General features: G+C 71.5%; 18 protein-coding genes. 10 read left to right on the top strand and 8 right to left on the bottom strand.

Going from position 1 to position 20,542, the window contains the following annotated elements; all coding sequences use genetic code 11:
• Nucleotides 1–20 precede the first annotated feature (20 nt).
• Nucleotides 21–512 (top strand): PH domain-containing protein, encoded by a 492-nt coding sequence (locus tag ACFYZJ_RS34590; RefSeq protein WP_388574988.1) that lies wholly within the window; start codon nt 21–23, stop codon nt 510–512.
• Entirely contained in the window at nt 509–1,840 is a 1,332-nt protein-coding gene (locus ACFYZJ_RS34585) for a PH domain-containing protein (protein WP_388574987.1), read from the top strand. Before ACFYZJ_RS34590 ends, ACFYZJ_RS34585 begins: the two co-directional genes overlap by 4 nt.
• 71 nt (nt 1,841–1,911) lie before the next feature.
• On the opposite strand, the gene ACFYZJ_RS34580 is transcribed toward ACFYZJ_RS34585, so the two are convergent.
• Together ACFYZJ_RS34580 and ACFYZJ_RS34575 are read right to left on the bottom strand one after the other, a co-directional pair.
• The gene (locus ACFYZJ_RS34580; protein ID WP_388574984.1) at nt 1,912–3,108 is read right to left on the bottom strand and encodes a hypothetical protein; all 1,197 of its coding nucleotides are present in this window, start codon (nt 3,106–3,108) and stop codon (nt 1,912–1,914) included.
• A gap of 372 nt (nt 3,109–3,480) precedes the next feature.
• A complete protein-coding gene (locus ACFYZJ_RS34575) occupies nt 3,481–4,611 on the bottom strand; it encodes an alpha/beta hydrolase (RefSeq protein WP_388574981.1) in 1,131 nt (376 codons plus the stop codon).
• A 210-nt stretch (nt 4,612–4,821) separates the two neighbouring features.
• On the opposite strand from ACFYZJ_RS34575, the gene ACFYZJ_RS34570 reads away from it, so the two are divergent.
• The 6 genes from ACFYZJ_RS34570 (at nt 4,822) to ACFYZJ_RS34545 (ending at nt 10,087) form a co-directional block, all read left to right on the top strand.
• A complete protein-coding gene (locus ACFYZJ_RS34570; protein ID WP_388574978.1) occupies nt 4,822–6,651 on the top strand; it encodes a phosphatidylglycerol lysyltransferase domain-containing protein in 1,830 nt (609 codons plus the stop codon).
• A 143-nt stretch (nt 6,652–6,794) separates the two neighbouring features.
• Complete coding sequence (folP, locus tag ACFYZJ_RS34565) at nt 6,795–7,682, top strand: dihydropteroate synthase (protein ID WP_388574975.1); 888 nt, start codon at nt 6,795–6,797, stop codon at nt 7,680–7,682.
• Nucleotides 7,679–8,179: a nuclear transport factor 2 family protein gene (locus ACFYZJ_RS34560; protein ID WP_388574973.1), complete on the top strand. Its 501-nt coding sequence runs from the start codon at nt 7,679–7,681 to the stop codon at nt 8,177–8,179. The genes folP and ACFYZJ_RS34560 overlap by 4 nt, the downstream gene beginning before the upstream one ends.
• Before the next feature lie 374 nt (nt 8,180–8,553).
• Nucleotides 8,554–8,913 (top strand): dihydroneopterin aldolase, encoded by a 360-nt coding sequence (folB, locus tag ACFYZJ_RS34555; RefSeq protein WP_388574971.1) that lies wholly within the window; start codon nt 8,554–8,556, stop codon nt 8,911–8,913.
• Nucleotides 8,910–9,521, top strand: a complete 612-nt coding sequence (gene folK, locus ACFYZJ_RS34550) for a 2-amino-4-hydroxy-6-hydroxymethyldihydropteridine diphosphokinase (protein WP_388574968.1) — start codon at nt 8,910–8,912, stop codon at nt 9,519–9,521. The genes folB and folK overlap by 4 nt, the downstream gene beginning before the upstream one ends.
• A gap of 77 nt (nt 9,522–9,598) precedes the next feature.
• The gene (locus ACFYZJ_RS34545) at nt 9,599–10,087 is read left to right on the top strand and encodes a DUF3180 domain-containing protein (RefSeq protein ID WP_388574965.1); all 489 of its coding nucleotides are present in this window, start codon (nt 9,599–9,601) and stop codon (nt 10,085–10,087) included.
• Between the two features lie 25 nt (nt 10,088–10,112).
• On the opposite strand, the gene folE is transcribed toward ACFYZJ_RS34545, so the two are convergent.
• From folE to dacB, 6 genes are all read right to left on the bottom strand, one after another.
• Nucleotides 10,113–10,718: a GTP cyclohydrolase I FolE gene (folE, locus tag ACFYZJ_RS34540; protein ID WP_388574962.1), complete on the bottom strand. Its 606-nt coding sequence runs from the start codon at nt 10,716–10,718 to the stop codon at nt 10,113–10,115.
• A 135-nt stretch (nt 10,719–10,853) separates the two neighbouring features.
• Nucleotides 10,854–12,878 carry an ATP-dependent zinc metalloprotease FtsH gene (ftsH, locus tag ACFYZJ_RS34535; RefSeq protein WP_388574959.1) on the bottom strand — a complete coding sequence of 675 codons (2,025 nt, stop codon included), beginning with the start codon at nt 12,876–12,878 and terminating at the stop codon, nt 10,854–10,856.
• A gap of 232 nt (nt 12,879–13,110) precedes the next feature.
• Nucleotides 13,111–13,671, bottom strand: a complete 561-nt coding sequence (hpt, locus tag ACFYZJ_RS34530) for a hypoxanthine phosphoribosyltransferase (RefSeq protein ID WP_388575093.1) — start codon at nt 13,669–13,671, stop codon at nt 13,111–13,113.
• 232 nt (nt 13,672–13,903) lie between these two features.
• Complete coding sequence (gene tilS / locus ACFYZJ_RS34525; protein WP_388574956.1) at nt 13,904–14,950, bottom strand: tRNA lysidine(34) synthetase TilS; 1,047 nt, start codon at nt 14,948–14,950, stop codon at nt 13,904–13,906.
• Nucleotides 14,951–15,155: 205 nt separating this feature from the next.
• Nucleotides 15,156–16,289 (bottom strand): zinc-dependent metalloprotease, encoded by a 1,134-nt coding sequence (locus ACFYZJ_RS34520; protein WP_388574954.1) that lies wholly within the window; start codon nt 16,287–16,289, stop codon nt 15,156–15,158.
• Nucleotides 16,290–16,390: 101 nt separating this feature from the next.
• Nucleotides 16,391–18,034 (bottom strand): D-alanyl-D-alanine carboxypeptidase/D-alanyl-D-alanine-endopeptidase, encoded by a 1,644-nt coding sequence (dacB, locus tag ACFYZJ_RS34515; RefSeq protein ID WP_388574951.1) that lies wholly within the window; start codon nt 18,032–18,034, stop codon nt 16,391–16,393.
• A 79-nt stretch (nt 18,035–18,113) separates the two neighbouring features.
• Here dacB and ACFYZJ_RS34510 point away from each other — a divergent pair, with 79 nt between their 5' ends.
• Both ACFYZJ_RS34510 and ACFYZJ_RS34505 read left to right on the top strand, forming a co-directional pair.
• Complete coding sequence (locus tag ACFYZJ_RS34510) at nt 18,114–18,605, top strand: inorganic diphosphatase (protein ID WP_388574948.1); 492 nt, start codon at nt 18,114–18,116, stop codon at nt 18,603–18,605.
• A gap of 251 nt (nt 18,606–18,856) precedes the next feature.
• Nucleotides 18,857–20,503 (top strand): threonine/serine exporter ThrE family protein, encoded by a 1,647-nt coding sequence (locus ACFYZJ_RS34505; protein WP_388575090.1) that lies wholly within the window; start codon nt 18,857–18,859, stop codon nt 20,501–20,503.
• The last annotated feature ends 39 nt before the right edge of the window (nt 20,504–20,542 follow it).

The raw sequence follows: 20,542 nt of genomic DNA, 5'->3' as shown, positions 1-20,542 counted from the left end.
CTCGTACGTACGCTTGCGCCATGGAAACGGGGACGGTGAAGGCGGGCCCGGAGCCCGTCTGGACGGGGCTGCCGCCAGGGCTGCTGAGGATGCGGCGGATGCTGCTGCTGGTGTGGGCCGGGCTGGGGACGCTCTTGGCGGCGCTCCTGCCGGGGCTGCTGGCCGGGCCGGTGTGGGCGCTGTTCGCCCTGCTGCCGCCCGCCGGGCTCGCCTGGGGGTGGGTGCTGCTCGGCCGCAACTGGCGCTCCTGGCGGTACGCCGAGCGCGCCGACGACCTGCTGATCAGCCGGGGCGTGCTGTGGCGGGAGGAGACCGTGGTGCCGTACGGCCGCATGCAGCTCGTGGAGGTGACCTCCGGGCCCGTCGAACGGCACTTCGGGCTGGCGAGCGTCCAGCTGCACACGGCCGCCGCCGCGACCGACGCCCGGATCCCCGGGCTGCATCCGGCCGAGGCGGAGCGGCTGCGGGACCGGCTGACCGAGCTGGGCGAGGCCCGATCGGCGGGGCTGTGAGCGACACCGGAGCACAGCCGGGCATACCTCGGGGGCAGCGGGGTGCCGAGCGGCGGCTGCATCCGCTCACCCCGCTGCGGCGCGCCTGGGCGCCGGTCGCCGTGGTCGTCGGCTGGGCCGTGCACGACCCGAACCAGGCCCAGGAGCAGCTGACGAAGCTGACCACTGCCGCGCTCCTCATCGGCCTGGCGGTCCTGGTGCCGACCGCCGCCCTGTACGGCTTCCTCAGCTGGTGGTTCACGCACTTCTCGGTGACCGACTCCGAACTGCGCATCCGCACGGGCCTGTTGTTCCGCCGTACCGCACACATCCGTCTGGACCGGCTGCAGGCCGTCGACGTCACCCAGCCGCTGCTGGCCCGCCTCGCGGGCGTCGCCAAGCTGAAGCTGGACGTCATCGGCACCGACAAGAAGGACGAACTGGCCTATCTCGGCCAAGCGGAGGCGCGGGCCCTGCGGGCCGAACTCCTCGCCCGCGCGGCCGGTTTCGCCCCCGAGACGGCGCACGAGGTCGGCGAGGCACCGGTACGGCGGCTGCTGCACGTGCCGCCGGGCGACCTGGCCGTCTCGCTCCTCCTCATCGGCGCCACCTGGGGCTCGCTGCTCGGCGCCCTGGTCGTGCCGACGCTGGTGTGGCTCGGCACGCACAGCGTGGGTGCGGTGCTGGCCGCCGGGGTGCCGCTGCTCGGCGGCGCGGCCACCAGGTCGGCGGGGCGTTTCGTGCGCGCGTACGACTGGACGGTGGGCGAGTCGCCGGACGGGCTCCGTATCGACCACGGGCTGCTGGACCGGGCGCACGAGACGGTGCCGCCGGGGCGCGTGCAGAGCGTACGGATCGTGGAGCCGCTGCTGTGGCGGCGGCGAGGGTGGGTGCGGGTGGAACTCGACGTCGCCGGCTCGTCCAACTCGGTGCTGGTACCGGTCGCCCCGCGTGCCGCCGCCGAGTCGGTGATCGCCCGGGTGCTGCCCGAGGTGACCGTGCCGACGTCCCCGTCCCGGCCGCCGCGGCGCGCGGCCCGGTGCCTGCCGGTGTGGTGGCGCGGCCAGGGGCTCGCCGTCACCGAGGCGGTGTTCGCCTCCCGGCACGGCCTGCTGCGCCGCACCCTGTCCCTCGTCCCGCACGCCAAGGTGCAGAGCGCACGGCGGACGCAGGGGCCGTGGCAGCGGCTGTGGGGGGTCGCCGACGTGCATCTGGACACCGGCGCGAACAAGACGGTCACGGCGCGCCTGCGGGACGCCGAGGAGGCGGTGGCGCTGCTGTACGCGCAGGCGGACCGGTCGCGCACGGGGCGCCGGGACGCGCGGCCGGACCGGTGGATGGCCTCGTAGACGACCACGTGACGACGTGAGGGGCGGCGGCACCTGGCGTGCCGCCGCCCCTCATCCACGTCCTGCCCCGTTCAGTAGGCCGCGGTGCGCAGCCCCTGGACGTCGATCCGCTCGGTCTCGTCGTGCGCCGTCAGGTCGATGACCTGGCCGACGGCGCGCTCCTCGGGTCCGGCCGACTTGAAGCCGGACTCGGACTCCGCCTTGTGCACCGCGAGCGCCTCCTGGCCGACGACGTCCGCGAGGTCCTCGTTCTGCACGGACTCCAGGCTCTGCCGCGACTTGGTGCCGAAGAAGTCGAAGCCGCCTTCGACGGCCGGGCGCGGACGCGGGGCCGACGGTACGACGGCCACGGCGGTCGGCACGGTGAAGTGGCCGGTGGTGTGGGGCGGCATCGCGGCGGGAGGCTGGGGCTGCTGTCCCTTCGAGGCGGCCGGGGGCTCCTGCTCGCGGGCCGGCTCGGCCTCCGCCCCGACCTCGGGGGTGGCGGTCTCCAAAGTCTCCAAGGTCTCCGGGCCCTCGGGGGCGTCGGAGGCGTCGGGGTCGGCGGAGGCGCGCTCGCCGCCGCCGTCGTCCGGGCCGCCCCTCGTGGGGGTGTCCTTCTCGCTGGCCGCCCCGGCGTCGGCGGCCGGCTCTCCGGCCGCGCCCAGGTCCTCTCCCCGGGCGAGCCGTGCCAGCGCCTCCTGGGCCGCCGCGAAGAGCGCCGAGCCCTCCGGGGAGAACGCCCGGGGGGCGGACAGCGCCGGCCCGGCGTCCTTCTCCGGCTCGGTGGCAGGGGCCTCCGCGACCGACGCGGACAGCTCCGGGGAAGCGGGCGCGGCCTCGATGGCCAGCAGGCGGCGACCCTCCAGGGCGCTCGCGCGTTCCGTCTCCGCGGTCGCGTACCGCCGCAGCAGGGCGGCGTGTTCGTTGCGCAGATTGGCCAGTTCCGTGCGCTTGGCGCGCAGCCTCTGCTCCAGCTTGGCGCGGAGTTCGCGCGACTCCTCGAGGTCGGTCTCCAGTTCGGCGACCCGCTCCTCGTGGCGCCACTCGTCGCTCGCCCGCGCGCGCGTGAGGTCGGCGACGCGTTTGCCCGCGGCCACGTCCCAGCGGCGCATGACGACCGAGCCGACGATCGTCGTGACCGCGGCACCCGCGGCCAGCCCACGGAGCACCAGCGGCTCCGTGAACAGCCAGGGCCCCACGGCGCAGACGACCGAGACGCCTGCGATCACCGAAGGAGGCAACAGCCTGTGCAAGGGTGGGGAATGACGGTGACGTCCACGTGGCATGGCCAGAAACTTACCGCGCGTAGGCGAATGATGGTGCCCCACCCGGTAAAAACACGGCCACACCGCAACGTTCCCACACCCCCACGGGCACCGGAATGGGGAACAACGCCCTGCCGAATCCGGGAGATTCCCTTCGGACGCGGATCGGACGCGGATCGCCCCCCTCCGCCCGAAGGGCGGATCGGCCGCTCTGCCAGCCCGTTTCGGTACTCCGCCGGACTCTTCCGGAACGGCGGCACCGGCGTTCAAGATCGTTTATCGCGCGGCCGGAAGCTCGATACCGCGGCCCGACTCCCCGTCCCGAAAGGGAACTGGGAGCCGACCGCCTCCGGATTGCGCGAATTCCCGTGGAGTAACCATCCATTCACCCGCTCAGCGGTCGCTGAGCCGCCCGCTCAGCCACTGCAGCGAGCCCGGGATCTCCCGCAGCCACGTGTTGAAGTTGTGGCCGCCGCTGTCGAGGATGAGCGACGAGATCCGGGTCACCTTGTTGGCCCGCACCTGCTGAATGAACTTGAGCGTCGCCTTGTAATGGAACTCGCCGTGCTTGCTGCTCGTGACGAGCAGTGAGGTGTTGGGCGCCGGCATGTGCTTGAGGTACCACATCAGGTCGGCCCGGTTCTGCAGCGTCTTGTCCCCGTGGAAGAGATCGCCCGTGGTCGGGTCGATCGGCGCCTTGAAGTACGGCGACAGACCCACCGCGGCGGCATAGACGTCCGGGTGGTGCATCGCGAACTTCAGCGCGCAGTAGCCGCCCGTGGAGTCGCCGATGACACCCCAGCCGTTGGGCGTCACGCCCACCCTCTTGTAGTGGGCCCGGACCGCTGCGGGAAGGTCCTTGGCGAAGAACGTCTCGACCTGCGGTCCGCCCGGGATGTCCACGCACTCCGTGTCCCGCGGCGGCGCCACGGTCGGCCGCAGCATCACCAGGATCATCGGCTGCATCTTGCCGCTCTTGGCCAGGTCGTGGGCCGTCTGCGGGTACTTCAGCCCCTTGATGAGCGCGGCTGCCGTACCCGGGTAGCCGGTGAGGACGACCCCCACGGGGAACGACCGCGTACGGAACTGCGGCTGGAAGTACTCCGGAGGCAGGTAGACGAAGGCGGGTGTGGCGATATGCGTCTTCGATCCAAATATGTTCACTCTCTGGATCTGGCCGCCGATCTGCGGGTTCGCACCACCCGACACGTTCACCGTCTGGGTGCCGACCACCTGGAGCGGCCCGCTGCTCGATCCGTCGGCACCGTTGTCGACGACCACGCCCTGTCCGGTGTCCTGGCCGAACAGATCGGACCAGCTTGCGTAGAAGCCGAAGGTCTGGTTGGCGAGGAGCCCGAGGGATGCGAAGATCGACAACTGGGTGGCGAACAGCAGACCGACCCGCCCACTGACGGCCCGCCAGTTCCGTCGCGCCAGTCGTGGCCAATACCACACCGTGCCGACGAACAGCAGCACGGCGAACACGATCGCCAGCGCCAGCACCTTGTTGCTCGTGAGACCCATGGGCTCTTTCCTGCCTGCGCTTTCCGTACGACTGCGGGGCCCGCCCCCGCGGTTTCACCGACCCTTGCCCCGGACTTTCCGTCGGCTTTGAACCGGCTTTGTAATGGGGAGTGAACCTCTCTCCCCGAGACACCGTCCTAGAGGGCGCAATGTTGCCGGATGCCCCGATCGGCACCGGGCTCAAGGTCTCTCGCAGAACTACGGGATGCGATGTCTGTCAGGATAGATGGGGAAAAGTCGGGTGAGGTTCCGGAGCGATCACGTGTGGTGCGTCGCATACTCCGCGGCCCGCGTCCGGAGGCCGTCCCCGCACTGATCGCCAGGGCCTGCACCCTCGTGGGAGTCCTGGACATCGCCGCCGGCGTGTTCCCGCGCTTCCGGCACAGCCGTGTGCACCGCATGGCCGAGGTGCTGCCCGGCTCGTTCGGACCCTTCGCCGCGGCCCTGTCCCTGAGCGCGGGCGTCCTGCTGCTGCTCCTCGCCCACGGGCTGCGCCGACGCAAGCGCCGGGCATGGCGCGCCGCGGTGCTGCTGCTTCCGGCGGGCGCCGTGTCGGAGTACGTCTACCGCCACTCACTCGTCGGCGTGCTCATCGCGGTGGTACTGCTGGTGCCGCTGCTGCGCCACCGAGGCGAGTTCGCGGCCCTGCCCGACCCGCGCAGCCGGTGGCGGGCGCTCGCCAACTTCATCCTCATGGGGGCCGGCTCCGTGTGTCTGGGCCTGGTCATCGTCAGCGTCCACCCGCACCGCATGGTCGGCGACCCGAGCCTGTCCGACCGCCTGGAGCACGTCCTGTACGGGCTCTTCGGCTTCGAGGGCCCGGTCGACTACACCGGCAACACCTCCTGGACGGTGGGCTTCTCGCTCGGCGCGCTCGGTCTGATCACCGCCATCACCACGATCTACCTGGCGTTCCGACCCGAACACCCGGCCGCCCGGCTCACCGAGGAGGACGAGGCACGGCTGCGCGCCCTGCTGGAGAAGCACGGCGGCCGCGACTCCCTCGGCCACTTCGCGCTCCGCCGCGACAAGGCGGTCGTCTTCTCGCCGAGCGGCAAGGCGGCGGTCACGTACCGCGTCGTGTCGGGCGTGATGCTGGCGAGCGGCGACCCGATCGGCGACGTGGAGGCCTGGCCGGGCGCCATCGAGCGGTTCATGGACGAGGCCAAGGCGCACTCCTGGACGCCCGCGGTCGTGGGCTGCTCGGAGACGGGCGGCGAGGTGTGGACCCGCGAGACCGGCCTGGACGCCCTCGAGCTGGGTGACGAGGCGGTGGTGGACGTCAAGGATTTCTCCCTCTCCGGGCGCGCGATGCGCAACGTGCGCCAGATGGTGAAGCGCATCGAGCGGGCCGGTTACGAGACCCGGGTACGGCGCATCCGTGACCTCGGCGACGGCGAGCTGGAGCGCATACGGCGGGCGGCTGCGGACTGGCGTGGTACGGACACCGAGCGCGGCTTCTCCATGGCGCTCGGCCGCGTCGGGGACCCGGCCGACGGTGACTGCCTGATCGCCACGGCTCACAAGGCCGACACGGAGGCGGGACCGTACGGCGACCTGAAGGCGATCCTGCACTTCGTGCCCTGGGGCACGGACGGTGCCTCGCTCGACCTGATGCGCCGCGACCGCTCGGCCGACCCGGGCATGAACGAACTGCTGATCGTGGCCGCGCTGCAGGCCGCCCCGAAGTTCGGCATCGAGCGGGTGTCGCTCAACTTCGCGATGTTCCGCTCGGCGCTGGCCCGCGGCGAGAAGATCGGCGCGGGTCCCGTGCTGCGGGCGTGGCGGGGGCTGCTGGTCTTCCTCTCCCGGTGGTTCCAGATCGAGTCCCTGTACAAGTTCAACGCCAAGTTCCAGCCGCGCTGGGAGCCGCGCTTCATGGTGTACGCCTCCACCCGCGACCTCCCGCGCATCGGCTTCGCGGTCATGCAGGCCGAGGGCTTCGTGAACCTGCCCCTTCCCCGCTTCCTGGCCCGCACGTCGCCGGCCCCGCGCCCGTGCGCGCACAACATGGCGGAGCGCGGGGTACGCGCCGCCTGACCCCCCTGACAGGCCCGGTGGAGGCCCCGAATCCCCCCGCCGGGGGCCTCACCGGGCCATCCCGAACGGCGCGGACGCGCATGCCACGCCCCGCGAGGCCGAGCCGGTCCGAAAGACAGGCCCCAGGGGCCTACGCTGAACGTATGAGCACGAAGAGTGGGCGGGGCCGCGTGGCCGGTCTTCCGGTGTGGAACCGCTGTGCGGTCATGGGGGTCGTCAACGTCACCCCCGACTCCTTCTCCGACGGCGGCCGCTGGTTCGACACCACCGCCGCCGTCAAGCACGGCCTCGACCTGGTCTCCGAGGGCGCCGACCTCGTCGACGTCGGCGGGGAGTCCACCCGTCCCGGTGCCACCCGGGTGGACGAGGCCGAGGAACTCAGGCGTGTCATCCCCGTCGTGCGCGGCCTCGCCTCCGAGGGCGTCACGGTCTCCGTCGACACCATGCGTGCCAGTGTCGCCGAGCAGGCCCTCGCCGCGGGCGCCGCACTTGTCAACGACGTCAGCGGCGGCCTCGCCGACCCCGCGATGATCCCGGTCGTCGCAGCCTCGGGCGCTCCCTTCGTGGTCATGCACTGGCGCGGCTTCCTGCAGGGCGGCAACGTCAGGGGGGTCTACGAGGACGTCGTCACCGAAGTGACGGACGAGCTGCACGCGCGCGTGGAGGCCGTCCTCGAGGGCGGCATCGCCCCGGACCGCATCGTCGTCGACCCCGGTCTGGGCTTCTCCAAGGACGCCGAGCACGACCTGGCCCTGCTCGCCCACCTCGACCGTCTGCTCGGCCTCGGCCACCCCCTGCTGGTGGCCGCCTCCCGCAAACGCTTCCTCGGCCGTGTCCTGGCCGGCCCGGAGGGCGCACCCCCGCCCGCGCGGGAGCGCGACGCCGCCACGGCCGCCGTCTCCGCACTCGCCGCGCAGGCGGGCGCGTGGGCCGTGCGGGTGCACGAGGTGCGCGCGACGGCGGACGCGGTGCGCGTCGCCCGCGCCCTGGAGAACGCGCGTACGACCGGAACCCCCGAAGGAGCCCGGTGAGCACCGCCCACACCGACGTCGAACAGGTCGAACTGGCCAACACGGCCTTCTACGAGGCGATGGAGCGGGGTGACTTCGAGGAGCTGTCCTCGCTCTGGCTCGCCCCATCCGACCTGGGCGTCGACGAGGAGTACCACGACCCGGCCGACACCGGGGTGGTCTCCTGCGTCCACCCCGGCTGGCCGGTGCTGACCGGACGCGGTGAGGTCCTGAGGTCGTACGCGCTGATCATGGCGAACACCGACTACATCCAGTTCTTCCTCACCGACGTCCATGTCTCCGTAACCGGCGACACCGCCCTCGTGACCTGCACGGAGAACATCCTCAGCGGCGGCCCGTCCCCCGACGGCGGTGATGAGCCGGGCCCGCTCGTCGGCCAGCTGGTGGTCGCCACGAACGTGTTCCGTCGCACATCCGACGGCTGGAAACTCTGGTCGCACCACGCCTCGCCGGTGCTGACCGAAACCAGTGACGACGAGGACGACGACTCCGCCTGAGAAGACTCTCTCCGAAACGACTCCCTCTGCGTGAGTCTGTCTGGACGACTCCGTCCGGGACGACAACGTCCGGGACGACAACGTCCGGGACGACTCCGTCCGGGACGGCTCCTACCGAGGGGGTGGACGGCCCGCGCGAGTGGGTAGGCGGCGGAAGTGGTTGGAATCACCTACTCCTGGGTATGGGCGGCTACCAACCCGTGAGTCACCGTGTTCCCCAGGGGAAACGCCCGATGAACCCTCCTGCCCGCGCCTCGGCGCGCGCCGCCGTGGACCGACGATGTCAGTGGCCGCAGGTAGATTCGTTCCGGGCCGGTGTACCGACCGCACCCGGTGAGTACCGGCCGCTACCGACGATTGCAGGAGTGATTCGCGTGGATCGTGTCGCGCTGCGCGGCCTGAAGGCCCGCGGGCACCATGGCGTGTTCCCCAGGGAGCGCGAGGAGGGCCAGACCTTCATCGTCGATCTCGTCCTGGGCGTGGACACCCGGCCGGCCGCGGCCGACGACGACCTGTCGAAGACCGTGCACTACGGCGTCGTGGCCGAGGAGGTCGTCGCCCTGGTCGAGGGGGAGCCCGTGAACCTCATCGAGACGCTCGCGGAGCGCATCGCCCACTCCTGCCTCAAGCACGCCCCGGTCCAGGAGGTCGAGGTCTGCGTCCACAAGCCGGACGCGCCGATCACTGTCCCCTTCGACGACGTGACCGTCACCATCACCCGGAGCCGAGTATGACCGCCTTCTTCGCCGGGGGTCAGAGCGACCCGACCGTCCAGCCGGTGCCCACCTCCGTCGTGGAGCAAGTGGACGCCGCCGACACCACCCTGCAGAACCCGAAACGGGCCGTGATCTCCATCGGCTCCAACCTGGGCAATCGCCTGGAGAACCTCCAGGGCGCGATAGACGCGCTGGAGGACACGCCGGGCGTACGCGTCAAGGCGGTCTCGCCGGTGTACGAGACCGAGCCGTGGGGCGTGGCCCCCGGCAGCCAGCCCACGTACTTCAACGCGGTGGTCGTCGTGAAGACCACCCTGCCGCCGTCCTCCCTGCTGGAGCGGGCGCACGCCGTGGAGGAGGCCTTCCACCGGGTGCGCGACGAGCGCTGGGGGGCGCGCACGCTCGATGTGGATATCGTCGCGTACGCCGAGGTGGTCTCCGACGACCCGGTGCTCACGCTGCCCCACCCGCGCGCTCACGAGCGGGCCTTCGTCCTCGCGCCCTGGCACGACCTCGACCCTGAGGCCCAGCTGCCCGGCCGCGGCCCGGTGGCACACCTGCTCGACACCGTCACCCGCCAGGGGGTCACGCCCCGCGCCGACCTGGAACTCCGGCTGCCCGAGTAGTCGTTAAGGTCTACCGGGCCGGGGCCTGACGGATCACAGCCCCGTGCAACCGACGGCCGGGCCGACGAAGGGACATCGTGAAAGAGCTGCGGATCAGGACGTTGGCGGCGGTGTTCGTGGTGGCCGGAGTGCTGTCCTGGGCGGGCGCCCGTCTGTGGGACGCCGTGGGCACACTGCCGCGGGTCCCGCTGGCCGCGCCCGTCGTCCTCGCCCTGATCGCCGTGGTCCTGCTGGCCACGGCGCTCTCCCTGCGCTCCCGCCTCAAGGCCCAGCGCGAGCGCCGCCAGGACGCGAAGGGTGTCGATCCGCTGATGGCGGCCCGTGCGGTCGTCTTCGGCCAGGCCAGCGCCCTGGTCGCGGCCCTGGTCGCCGGGATGTACGGAGGCACGGGCGTCTTCCTGCTGGGCTCGCTGGACATGCCCTCCCGCCGCGACCAGGCCATCTACGCCGGTTTCTCGGTCGTCGCGGGCATCGCGGTCATAGCGGCCGCCCTGTTCCTGGAGCGGGTCTGCAAGCTCCCGGAGGACGACGACAACCACGACGGCGACGCGGCACCCGTCTCCTGACGGCCGCCGAAGGCGCTGCCTGCGGTCAGCGCGCCAGTATCAGGCTCATCGCCTCGGCGCGCGTCGTGGCGTCCCGCAGCTGGCCGCGTACGGCCGACGTCGTCGTCTTGGCGCCCGGCTTGCGGATGCCGCGCACGGACATGCACATGTGCTCGGCCTCGATGACCACGATGGCGCCACGTGCCTCGAGGATGCGCATGAGCGAGTCGGCGATCTGCGTGGTGAGTCGTTCCTGCACCTGCGGCCGACGTGCGAACACCTCGACGAGACGCGCCAGCTTCGACAGGCCGGTGATCTTTCCGCTCTCGGCCGGGATGTAGCCGACATGGGCCACACCGTGGAACGGCAGCAGGTGGTGCTCGCACAGGCTCACGATCTCGATGTCCTTGACCAGGACCATCTCGTCGTGGCCGAGATCGAACGTCGTCGTCAGCACGTCCTCCGGCCGCTGCGTGAGCCCCGCCAGAAGCTCCCGGTACGCCCGGGCCACCCTGCCCGGGGTCTCGCGCAGCCCCTCTCGGTCCGGGTCCTCCCCGACCGCGATGAGCAGCTCCCTTACGGCGTTCTCCGCACGCTTCTCGTCGAACTCGCCGATCGTGCTCTCGCCGTTCAGCGTCACCGGGTCGGTCATGTGGTGCCTCGTTCCTACGCGTGTGACGCGCACGGGTCGCGCGTCTCATCCATGGCCGCACGAAAACCGGCCGCGCCCCCCAAGGCTAGAACCCTGGGGAGCGCGGCCGAAATTCCGGAGCCTGGGACCCCTTGGTCAGCTGTCGCGACGGTCCTCGGGAGCCTTTTCCGTCTGGACGGACTCCGTGGCGTTCGCGATCGCCGGGGTGGCGCCGTTGGCGCCGTTCGTCAGTGCGAGTTCCTTCGGGGAGAGCACCGGCGGGCGGGTGGACGGCGTGCGGCGCGAGGAACCGGTCCAGGCGGGCCGCGGCGGCCGCTTGACCACGGGGGCGAAGATCTCGGCGATCTCCTCCTTGCCCAGGGTCTCCTTCTCCAGCAGGGCCAGGACGAGGTTGTCGAGGACGTCGCGGTTCTCGACCAGGATCTCCCAGGCCTCGTTGTGCGCCGTCTCGATGAGCTTCTTGACTTCCTCGTCCACCAGAGCGGCGACCTCTTCCGAGTAGTCGCGCTGGTGAGACATCTCACGGCCGAGGAACGGCTCGCTGCCGTCGCTGCCGAACTTGATCGCACCGAGGCGCTCGGTCATGCCGTACTGCGTGACCATCGCGCGGGCCAGGTTGGTGGCCTTCTCGATGTCGTTCGCGGCACCGGTGGTCGGGTCGTGGAAGACGAGCTCCTCGGCCGCACGGCCGCCCAGCATGTAGGCCAGCTGGTCCAGCATCTCGTTGCGGGTCGTGGAGTACTTGTCCTCGTCCGGGAGGACCATCGTGTAGCCGAGGGCGCGACCGCGGGACAGGATCGTGATCTTGTGGACCGGGTCGGAGTTCGGTGAGGCCGCCGCGACCAGGGCGTGGCCGCCCTCGTGGTACGCGGTGATCTTCTTCTCCTTGTCGGACATGATCCGGGTCCGCTTCTGCGGGCCCGCGACCACGCGGTCGATCGCCTCGTCCAGCATCCGGTTGTCGATCAGCTTCTTGTCGCTGCGGGCCGTCAGCAGCGCGGCCTCGTTCAGGACGTTGGCGAGGTCGGCACCGGTCATGCCGGGGGTGCGGCGGGCGACGGCCGACAGGTCGACGTCCGGGGCGACCGGCTTGCCCTTCTGGTGGACCTTGAGGATCTCCAGACGGCCCTGCATGTCCGGGCGGTCGACCGCGATCTGACGGTCGAAGCGGCCGGGACGCAGGAGGGCCGGGTCGAGGATGTCGGGGCGGTTCGTGGCCGCGATGAGGATCACGCCGCCCTTGACGTCGAAGCCGTCCATCTCGACGAGCAGCTGGTTCAGCGTCTGCTCGCGCTCGTCGTGGCCACCGCCGAGGCCGGCGCCGCGGTGGCGGCCGACCGCGTCGATCTCGTCGACGAAGACGATCGCCGGTGCGTTCGCCTTGGCCTGCTCGAACAGGTCCCGGACCCGGGAGGCACCGACACCGACGAACATCTCGACGAAGTCCGAACCCGAGATCGAGTAGAACGGGACCCCCGCCTCACCGGCGACGGCACGCGCGAGCAGCGTCTTACCGGTACCGGGCGGGCCGTAGAGCAGCACACCCTTGGGGATCTTCGCACCGACGGCCTGGAACTTGGCCGGCTCCTGCAGGAACTCCTTGATCTCCTGGAGCTCCTCGACCGCCTCGTCCGCACCCGCGACGTCCGAGAACGTCGTCTTCGGGGTGTCCTTGGTGATGAGCTTCGCCTTCGACTTGCCGAAGTTCATCACCCGGGAGCCGCCGCCCTGCATCTGGTTCATCAGGAACAGGAAGACAACCACGATCAGGACGAAGGGCAGCAGGGAGAGCAGGATGCCGACGAAGGGGTTCTGCTTGGACGGCGAGACCGTGTAGCCCTTCGGGATCTGCTTGTTCTCGTACTTGTTCTGCAGAGTGGTGGCCAGGCTCGTGCCCTGGTCGCCGATGTAGCTCGCCTGGATCTTGTCGCTGCCGTCGACCTTGACGCCGTCCTTGAGCGAGACCTTGATGACCTGCTCGTCGCCGGTGGTCAGCTTGGCGGACTCGACCTGGTTGTTGTCGATCGCCTGGACGACCTTGCCGGTGTCCACCGTTTTGTAGCCGCCCGAGGAGCCGACGACCTGCATCAACACGACCACGGCAAGGACGGCCAGCACGATCCACATGACCGGCCCACGGAAGTATCGCTTCACGTCCATCCATACGGAGCGGTGCCGCCCCGTCCCTCCTGCCATAGTGAGTTTGATAAAAACAGTTCTTCCGACGGTACCCCAGGATCGCCACCCTCAGCCGCAGGGGACTGCCGGCAATACCGCCCTCGCATCTCCAACGGCGTGAAACCCGTTGTGGTTCCCGAACGTCTTACAAAGACCCCGAATCCGGGAACCGGCCGCCGCGCGGGCGGCCGGGAGCGCCGGTTCGCGGGAGGGTTCAGCCGCCGTAGACGTGGGGCGCGAGAGTACCGACGAACGGGAGGTTGCGGTACTTCTCCGCGTAGTCGAGGCCGTAGCCCACGACGAATTCGTTCGGGATGTCGAACCCGACCCACTCCACGTCGATGGCGACCTTGGCGGCGTCCGGCTTGCGCAGCAGCGTGCACACCTTCAGGGAGGCGGGCTCGCGGGAGCCGAGGTTGTTGATCAGCCAGGACAGGGTCAGCCCGGAGTCGATGATGTCCTCGACGATCAGGACGTGCTTGCCCTTGATGTCGGTGTCGAGGTCCTTGAGGATCCGTACGACTCCGGAGGACTGCGTTCCCGCGCCGTAGGAGGACACGGCCATCCAGTCCATGGTGACGGGGGTGGACAGCGCCCGGGCGAGGTCGGCCATGACCATCACCGCGCCCTTGAGAACACCGACGATCAGCAGGTCCTTGCCCGCGTACTCCGCGTCGATCTTCGCGGCCAGCTCGGCCAGCTTCGTGTCGATCTCTTCCTTGGTGATGAGCACCTGCTTGAGGTCGGCACCCATGTCTTTCGCGTCCACCCGCATCACTTTCGGTCGTCCCGCCGCTTCGATTGCTCGCACGCGTCCAGGGCGCCGTGCCGCCGTCGAGGCGAGGCCGACCGCGGCCGGTCACCCGCGCCGCGCAGCCGCATGACGACTACAGCCCTCGCGGCGTGCCCGCACTCTTCCTCGCGACAGCGGCGCGCCCCTTGGCCCGCTCGCGTGGCTGACCGGCCCCCCGAGGGGCGGCCGGGCGCCTCCCGCAGGGGGCGTGTTCTCAGCCTTGCCGAATCACCAGTCTGCCACCCTGCCGCTGGGCGACGACTTTGCCCGGGAGATTGATGGCTCCCTGGCCCCGCCAGCCGGTGATCAGCCGGTCGACCTCCTCGATGTGCCGGGCGAAGAGGGAGCCGGCCGGGGCTCCGGCCTCGATGGCGGCGCGGCGCAGGATGCGGCGGCGGACGGCCGGCGGCAGGGCGTAGAGCTTGGCGCACTCCAGGAGCCCGGAGGCGTCGCGGACGGAGGCCTCCGCCTGGCCGGCCCAGGCGTCGAGGGCGTCGGCGTCGTCGCGGGAGAGCTGCGCCGTACGGGCGAGGGCTTCGACGACGCCTTTGCCGAGCGCCTTCTCCAGGGCGGGCAGACCCTCGTGGCGGAGCCGGGAGCGGGTGTAGGCGGGGTCGGTGTTGTGCGGGTCGTCCCAGACGGGCAGGGACTGGGCCATGCAGGCCTTGCGGGCGGTCTGCCGGTCGATGTGGAGGAAGGGGCGGCGGTAGCGGCCGCCGGTCCCCGAGACCGCGGCCATCCCGGACAGGGAGCGGATGCCGGAGCCGCGGGCGAGGCCCAGCAGGACGGTCTCGGCCTGGTCGTCCCGGGTGTGCCCGAGGAGGATCGCGGTGGCGCCGAGGCGGTCGGCGGCGGCGTCCAGGGCGGCGTAGCGCGCGTCGCGGGCGGCGGCCTCGGGTCCTCCGTCACGGCCGACGGTGACGGCGACGGACTCGACGGGGTCGAGGCCCAGCTCGCGCAGGCGCAGGACGACATCGGCGGCGCGCAGGTCGGAGCCGGGCTGCAGCCCGTGGTCGACGGTGATGCCGCCGGCGGCGATGCCCAGCTTGGGGGCTTCGAAGGCGAGGGCGGAGGCGAGCGCCATGGAGTCGGCGCCGCCCGAGCACGCCACGAGCACGAGCGGCGCGGACGGGCGCTCGTGGGGCGGGCGGCCGGTGGCCGTGTGCTCTCTCGGCCGCTCGGCGGTCTGCTCGGTGAGGATGTCGTGGAGGACGCGGCGGACCGCCAGGCGTATCGCCGCGACCGCGGGATGGGGACCCATGTCCGGTTCCCTTCATGAAGTTGTGTCGGGGGGTGAGCCCGAAGCCGGTCACTCAGAGTATGTAGATGGTGACAGAAACGGGCGGTTCCCCGAGCATTGCACGCCTGTCCCAGCCTCACGGTCCCTCGGACGGGTGATTGGCGGAGCGTTCACCTGCCTACGGCCGGATTACTTCACTCCGGATACCTGACTCCGCACTCCGGGTTCACGATTCCGCCCTCCGGTGCACCCGTGCGACCCAGTCCGCCGGTTTGGCGATCTCCGCCTTCGTCGGGAGCGTGTTCGGGGAGGTCCACACACGGTTGAAGCCGTCCATGCCGACCTGCTCGACGACCGCGCGCACGAACCGCTCGCCGTCACGGTACTGCCTGAGCTTGGCGTCCAGACCCAGCAGCTTGCGCAGGGCGAGGTCCAGGCGGGAGGCGCCCCTCGCGCGGCGCTGCTGGAACTTCTCGCGGATCTCGGCGACGCTCGGGACGACCTCCGGCCCGACGCCGTCCATCACGAAGTCGGCATGACCCTCCAGGAGCGACATCACCGCGGTGAGCCGGCCGAGGATCTCCCGCTGGGCGGGCGTCTGCACGAGCTCCACGAGGGAGCGCCCCTCGTCACCCTCCTCGCCCTCCGGTCGGCCCCCGGCGAGCGACTGGACGGCCTCCCTGATGCGCTCCAGGACGGTCATGGGATCGATGTCGGTCTCCCCCAGGAACGACTGGATCTCGCCCTCCAGGTGGTCGCGCAGCCAGGGCACCGCGGTGAACTGCGTGCGGTGCGTCTCCTCGTGCAGACAGACCCAGAGGCGGAAGTCGTGCGGCTCCACGTCCAGCTCGCGCTCGACGTGCACGATGTTCGGCGCGACCAGCAGCAGGCGGCCACCGCCGTTCTCGCCCGCGGGCAGCTCGCGGGTGGGCGGGGCGAACGTCTCGTACTGGCCGAGCACCCGGCTGGACAGGAACGACAGCAGCATGCCCACTTCCACGCCGGTGACCTTGCCGCCGACGGCGCCGAGGACGGCCCCGCCGGGCGTGTTGCCACGGCGCTGCGACAACTTGTCGAGGAGGGGCTTGAGGAGCTCCCGGAACCCGGCGACGTTCGCCCGGACCCAGCCGGGGCGGTCGACGACGAGGACGGGGGTGTCGTGCACGCCCTCTTCGCCCATACGAGTAAAGCCCCGGACATGTTCCTCCGAGGCCTTCGCGTGGCGGCGCAGCTCGGCGACGACGGCCCGGGCCTCGTCGCGGCTCACTTCGGGGCCCGGCCGCACGAGCCGGGTCGCGGTCGCCACCGCGAGATTCCAGTCGACCATCCCAGGAGATCCGGCACCACCGATGCTCGTCATGTGTCAACGGTACGTGAGCGCCGCCGCTGGGGGCAGGGTCGACCGAGGTTGGCCTGGGCCGAGCCGTGGTCGGGCAGTGCCCGGTGGGGTGGGCGCAGCGGTCAGCTGCAGCCGCAGGACGCCAGGGCCGCCGCCGTGTGGTCCAGGGCCGTTCTCGCCGTCGTCTGGTCCATCGAGCCTTCCGTGAGGAACGCGAACGCCAAAAGGTGACCGTCCGCGTCCACCACCGTTCCGGCGAGGGTGTTGACGCCGGTCAGGGAGCCCGTCTTGGCGCGCACGAGGCCGACTCCCGAGCGCTCGGCGGCGTCCGCGTAGCGGTCGCTGAGGGTGCCCGTGAAGCCCGCCACCGGCAGGCCCGTCAGGACGGCGCGCAGCTCGGGGTGCGACGGGGCGGCGGCGGTCGCCAGCAGGGCCGTCAGCAGGTCAGCGGTCAGCTTGTCGTCGCGGTCGAGGCCACTGCCGTCGTGGAACTGCGCGCCGTCGACCGGGAGGCCCAGCTTCTTCAACCGGCCGGTGATCGCGGCCGCGCCCCCGTCGAAACTCGGCGCACCACCGGTGGCGAGGGCGGTCTGGCGGGCGAGGGCCTCGGCGATGTCGTTGTCGCTGTTGGTGAGCATCCGCTCGACGACCGCGGACAGGGGCGGCGACTGCACGGAGGCCAGCGCCTCGGCGCGGGCCGTGGCCTTCGCCGGGCCGGGCTGTGAGGTCTTGATGCCGTGGCCCTGGAGCAGCCGGGCGAACGTGCGGGCCGCGTCGGCCGCCGGGTCCGTACCGCGCGGGGCCGGCCCGCTGGAGGTGTCGTCCGTGCGGCCCTCGTCGACCATCAGGGCGGTGACCGGAGCGAGGTTGTCGTTGACGCCGATGGAGTGCAGGTCCGGGCCAGTGAACAGGGAGGTGTCGTACGAGAGGGTCACCGAGGTCAGGTGGCGCCTCTTGAGGGCGGCGGCGGTGCCGTCGGCCAGGGTGCGCAGGCTCGCCCAGCCCCCGGCCTCCTTCCGGGCGGTCAGCGTCGGGTCGCCGCCGCCGACCAGCACCAGGTGGTCGCCGCCGGGCTCCAGCGCCGCGCGCGTGGTGAAGCGGTGGTCGGCGCCCGCCGCGGAGAGTGCGGCGACGGCGGTGGCGATCTTCGTGGTGGAGGCGGGGGTCAGCGCGTCGTCCGGGCCCTTGGCGTACAGGCGCTTGCCGCCGGTCACGTCGACGACGGCGGCGCTGCGCCGGGTGCCGAGGGAGGGATCGCGCAGGAGCGGGTCGAGTACCGCGGCGAGGGGCTTGTCGCCGGGGGCGGATTTGGTGGTGGCGCCGCCGAGGGCGATGAGCACGGCGGCTGCGCTCGGGGCGGGAGCGGGTGCGTCCGCCGTCGTACCGGCCCCGTGATCTGTGCCACCCTCACGGTCCCACGCTGCGGCGAGGTCGCGCTCGGCCGTACGCTGGCCGGAGGAGTCCCAGGGACCGGCGGCGGTCACGGCCCCGGCCGCGAGCGCGAGACCCACGGTGGCGGCGACGGCCGCCAGCTGTGGGGTGGTCAGCCTCCCGGAGGGCGGGCGTACGGCGCGCGCGATCCGTGCGACGTGCGGTTTCACCACCCCCGTGATTCGTGTCACACCGGGTCGGGTGGCTTCGGTGATGCTCCGAGCGCGGGGTTCCATGGTCCGGGCCAGGCGCCTGAGGTGCGGTTTCACGGCCTGCGCGACCCGTACGAGACGTGGTCCCGCGGCCCGCCAAGGCCCCAGCTCCGGCACGACCACCAGCCCCTTTCGCGATCACACTCCTGCGTGAGGGACACTTAACCACCAGAACTATGTGTTGATCATGGAGGAGCCACCGGTGGAGTTCGACGTCACGATCGAGATCCCGAAGGGTTCGCGGAACAAGTACGAGGTGGACCACGAGACCGGTCGTATCCGCCTCGACCGTCGACTCTTCACCTCGACCAGCTACCCGGCCGACTACGGCTTCGTGGAGAACACCCTGGGTGAGGACGGCGACCCGCTGGACGCACTGGTCATCCTGGAGGAGCCGACCTTCCCCGGCTGCCTCATCAAGTGCCGCGCCATCGGCATGTTCCGGATGACCGACGAGGCGGGCGGTGACGACAAGGTGCTGTGCGTGCCGGCGTCCGACCCGCGCGTGGAGCACCTGCGGGACATCCACCACGTCTCGGAGTTCGACCGCCTGGAGATCCAGCACTTCTTCGAGGTCTACAAGGACCTGGAGCCCGGCAAGTCCGTCGAGGGCGCCGACTGGGTGGGCCGCGCGGACGCCGAGGCCGAGATCGAGCGTTCGCTCAAGCGCTTCAAGGACCACGGCGGTCACTGACAGCTCCCGACCTCCAGCGGGCCGCGTGACCCTTCCGGGTGACGCGGCCCGCTCGCGTACGTGCGCATACTGAGGCGCACAGGAGGTACCTACGGGACACGCGCGCAGGAAAGGGCAGGCAGAAGCAGGTGGCGGAGCCGGACGCGGAGGACCGCAAGCCGCGGTCGGACGAGGCGAGGGGCGTGTTCGCGCCCGACGGGCGAGGCGGCAGCGGGTCCGCCACGGCCCGGGACTTCGCCGTCCCCGCGAGCGTGCCCGCGGGCGTGGGCGCGCCGGCGGCGGTCGGCGGGGAGTCGTCCACGACGTCCGAGTTCGCCGTGCCCGAGGGCCTGGAGGTGCCGGCGGCCGGTGCCGACTCCGAGACGACGTCGGAATTCGCCCTGCCGCAGGGCCTCCAGGTCCCGCAGCCGCCCGTCGCCGAACCGGAGGGGTCGGCGTTCAGCCCGCCGAGCACGTACAGCGCCCGCAGCGCCCCGCCCGCCTTCACACCGCCCTCCGGGATACCCGCGGTGCGGCTCACCAAGGAGGCGCCCTGGCAGGACCGGATGCGCGCGATGCTGCGCATGCCGGTGACCGAGCGGCCGGCGCCGGAGCCCGTGCAGAAGGTCGGCGAGTCGGGCCCCGCCGTGCCGCGCGTGCTCGACCTGACCCTGCGCATCGGCGAACTGCTGCTGGCGGGCGGCGAGGGCGCCGAGGACGTGGAGGCGGCGATGTTCGCGGTCTGCCGGTCCTACGGCCTCGACCGCTGCGAGCCGAACGTCACCTTCACGCTGCTGTCGATCTCCTACCAGCCGTCCCTGGTGGACGACCCCGTGTCGGCCTCGCGGACGGTACGCCGCCGCGGCACCGACTACACCCGCCTGCAGGCCGTGTTCCGGCTCGTGGACGACCTGACCGACCCGGAGACGTCGATCTCCCTGGAGGACGCCTACCGGCGGCTCGCCGAGATCCGCCGCAACCGGCATCCCTACCCCGGCTGGGCGCTGACCGGGGCGAGCGGGCTGCTCGCCGGTGCGGCGTCCGTGCTGGTCGGCGGTGATCTGATCGTGTTCGTCGCGGCCGCGCTGGGCGCGATGCTCGGCGACCGGCTGGCGTGGCTGTGCGCGGGGCGCGGGCTGCCGGAGTTCTACCAGTTCACGGTGGCGGCGATGCCGCCGGCCGCGATCGGGGTCGCGCTCACGCTGGCGCATGTCCCCGTGGCCGCCTCCGCGGTGATCACCGGTGGGCTGTTCGCGCTGCTGCCCGGACGGGCCCTGGTGGCGGGCGTGCAGGACGGGCTGACCGGCTTCTACATCACCGCCGCGGCGCGCCTGCTCGAGGTCATGTACTTCTTCGTCGGGATCGTCGCCGGGGTCCTGGTGGTCCTCTACTTCGGAGTGAAGCTGGGCGCCGAACTCGACCCGAACGCGGCTCTGCACCTGGCCGAGCGGCCGGTCGTGCAGATCATGGCGTCGATGCTGCTGTCGCTGACCTTCGCGGTACTGCTCCAGCAGGAACGGTCCACCGTGCTGTGGGTGACCCTCAACGGCGGCGTCGCATGGAGCGTGTACGGCGCGCTGCACTACCCGGGCGGGCTGTCGCCGGTCGCCTCCACGGCCGTCGCGGCCGGGCTGGTGGGCCTGTTCGGGCAGCTGCTGTCGCGCTACCGGTTCGCGTCCGCGCTGCCGTACACGACCGCGGCGATCGGGCCGCTGCTGCCGGGCTCCGCCACCTACTTCGGGCTGTTGTCGATCGCCCAGAACAACGTCGACAAGGGCCTCGTGTCGCTGGCCAACGCGGTGTCCCTGGCGATGGCCATCGCGATCGGGGTGAACCTGGGTTCGGAGATCTCCCGGCTGTTCCTGCGGTTCGGGTCCGCCGGGGGGCGCAGGGCGGCGAAGCGGACTCGAGGGTTCTGAGGAGCACCGCCGGGTGGTGAGCGTCGGAGACCGCGAGCG

This window comes from Streptomyces sp. NPDC001848 (genome assembly GCF_042891915.1).
In the GTDB taxonomy this organism is placed as follows: domain Bacteria; phylum Actinomycetota; class Actinomycetes; order Streptomycetales; family Streptomycetaceae; genus Streptomyces.
This window is presented reverse-complemented; position numbering and strand designations above follow the sequence as displayed.

Bases quoted from the DNA above. Each gene is read 5' to 3' on its own strand.
- folP (WP_388574975.1), top strand. From the start codon at position 6,795: ATGAGCACGAAGAGTGGGCGGGGCCGCGTGGCCGGTCTTCCGGTGTGG.
- folE (WP_388574962.1), bottom strand. From the start codon at position 10,718: ATGACCGACCCGGTGACGCTGAACGGCGAGAGCACGATCGGCGAGTTC.
- ACFYZJ_RS34570 (WP_388574978.1), top strand. From the start codon at position 4,822: ATGTCTGTCAGGATAGATGGGGAAAAGTCGGGTGAGGTTCCGGAGCGA.
- hpt (WP_388575093.1), bottom strand. From the start codon at position 13,671: ATGCGGGTGGACGCGAAAGACATGGGTGCCGACCTCAAGCAGGTGCTC.
- tilS (WP_388574956.1), bottom strand. From the start codon at position 14,950: ATGGGTCCCCATCCCGCGGTCGCGGCGATACGCCTGGCGGTCCGCCGC.
- ACFYZJ_RS34580 (WP_388574984.1), bottom strand. From the start codon at position 3,108: ATGCCACGTGGACGTCACCGTCATTCCCCACCCTTGCACAGGCTGTTG.
- folK (WP_388574968.1), top strand. From the start codon at position 8,910: ATGACCGCCTTCTTCGCCGGGGGTCAGAGCGACCCGACCGTCCAGCCG.
- ACFYZJ_RS34520 (WP_388574954.1), bottom strand. From the start codon at position 16,289: ATGACGAGCATCGGTGGTGCCGGATCTCCTGGGATGGTCGACTGGAAT.
- ftsH (WP_388574959.1), bottom strand. From the start codon at position 12,878: ATGGACGTGAAGCGATACTTCCGTGGGCCGGTCATGTGGATCGTGCTG.
- ACFYZJ_RS34575 (WP_388574981.1), bottom strand. From the start codon at position 4,611: ATGGGTCTCACGAGCAACAAGGTGCTGGCGCTGGCGATCGTGTTCGCC.
- ACFYZJ_RS34590 (WP_388574988.1), top strand. From the start codon at position 21: ATGGAAACGGGGACGGTGAAGGCGGGCCCGGAGCCCGTCTGGACGGGG.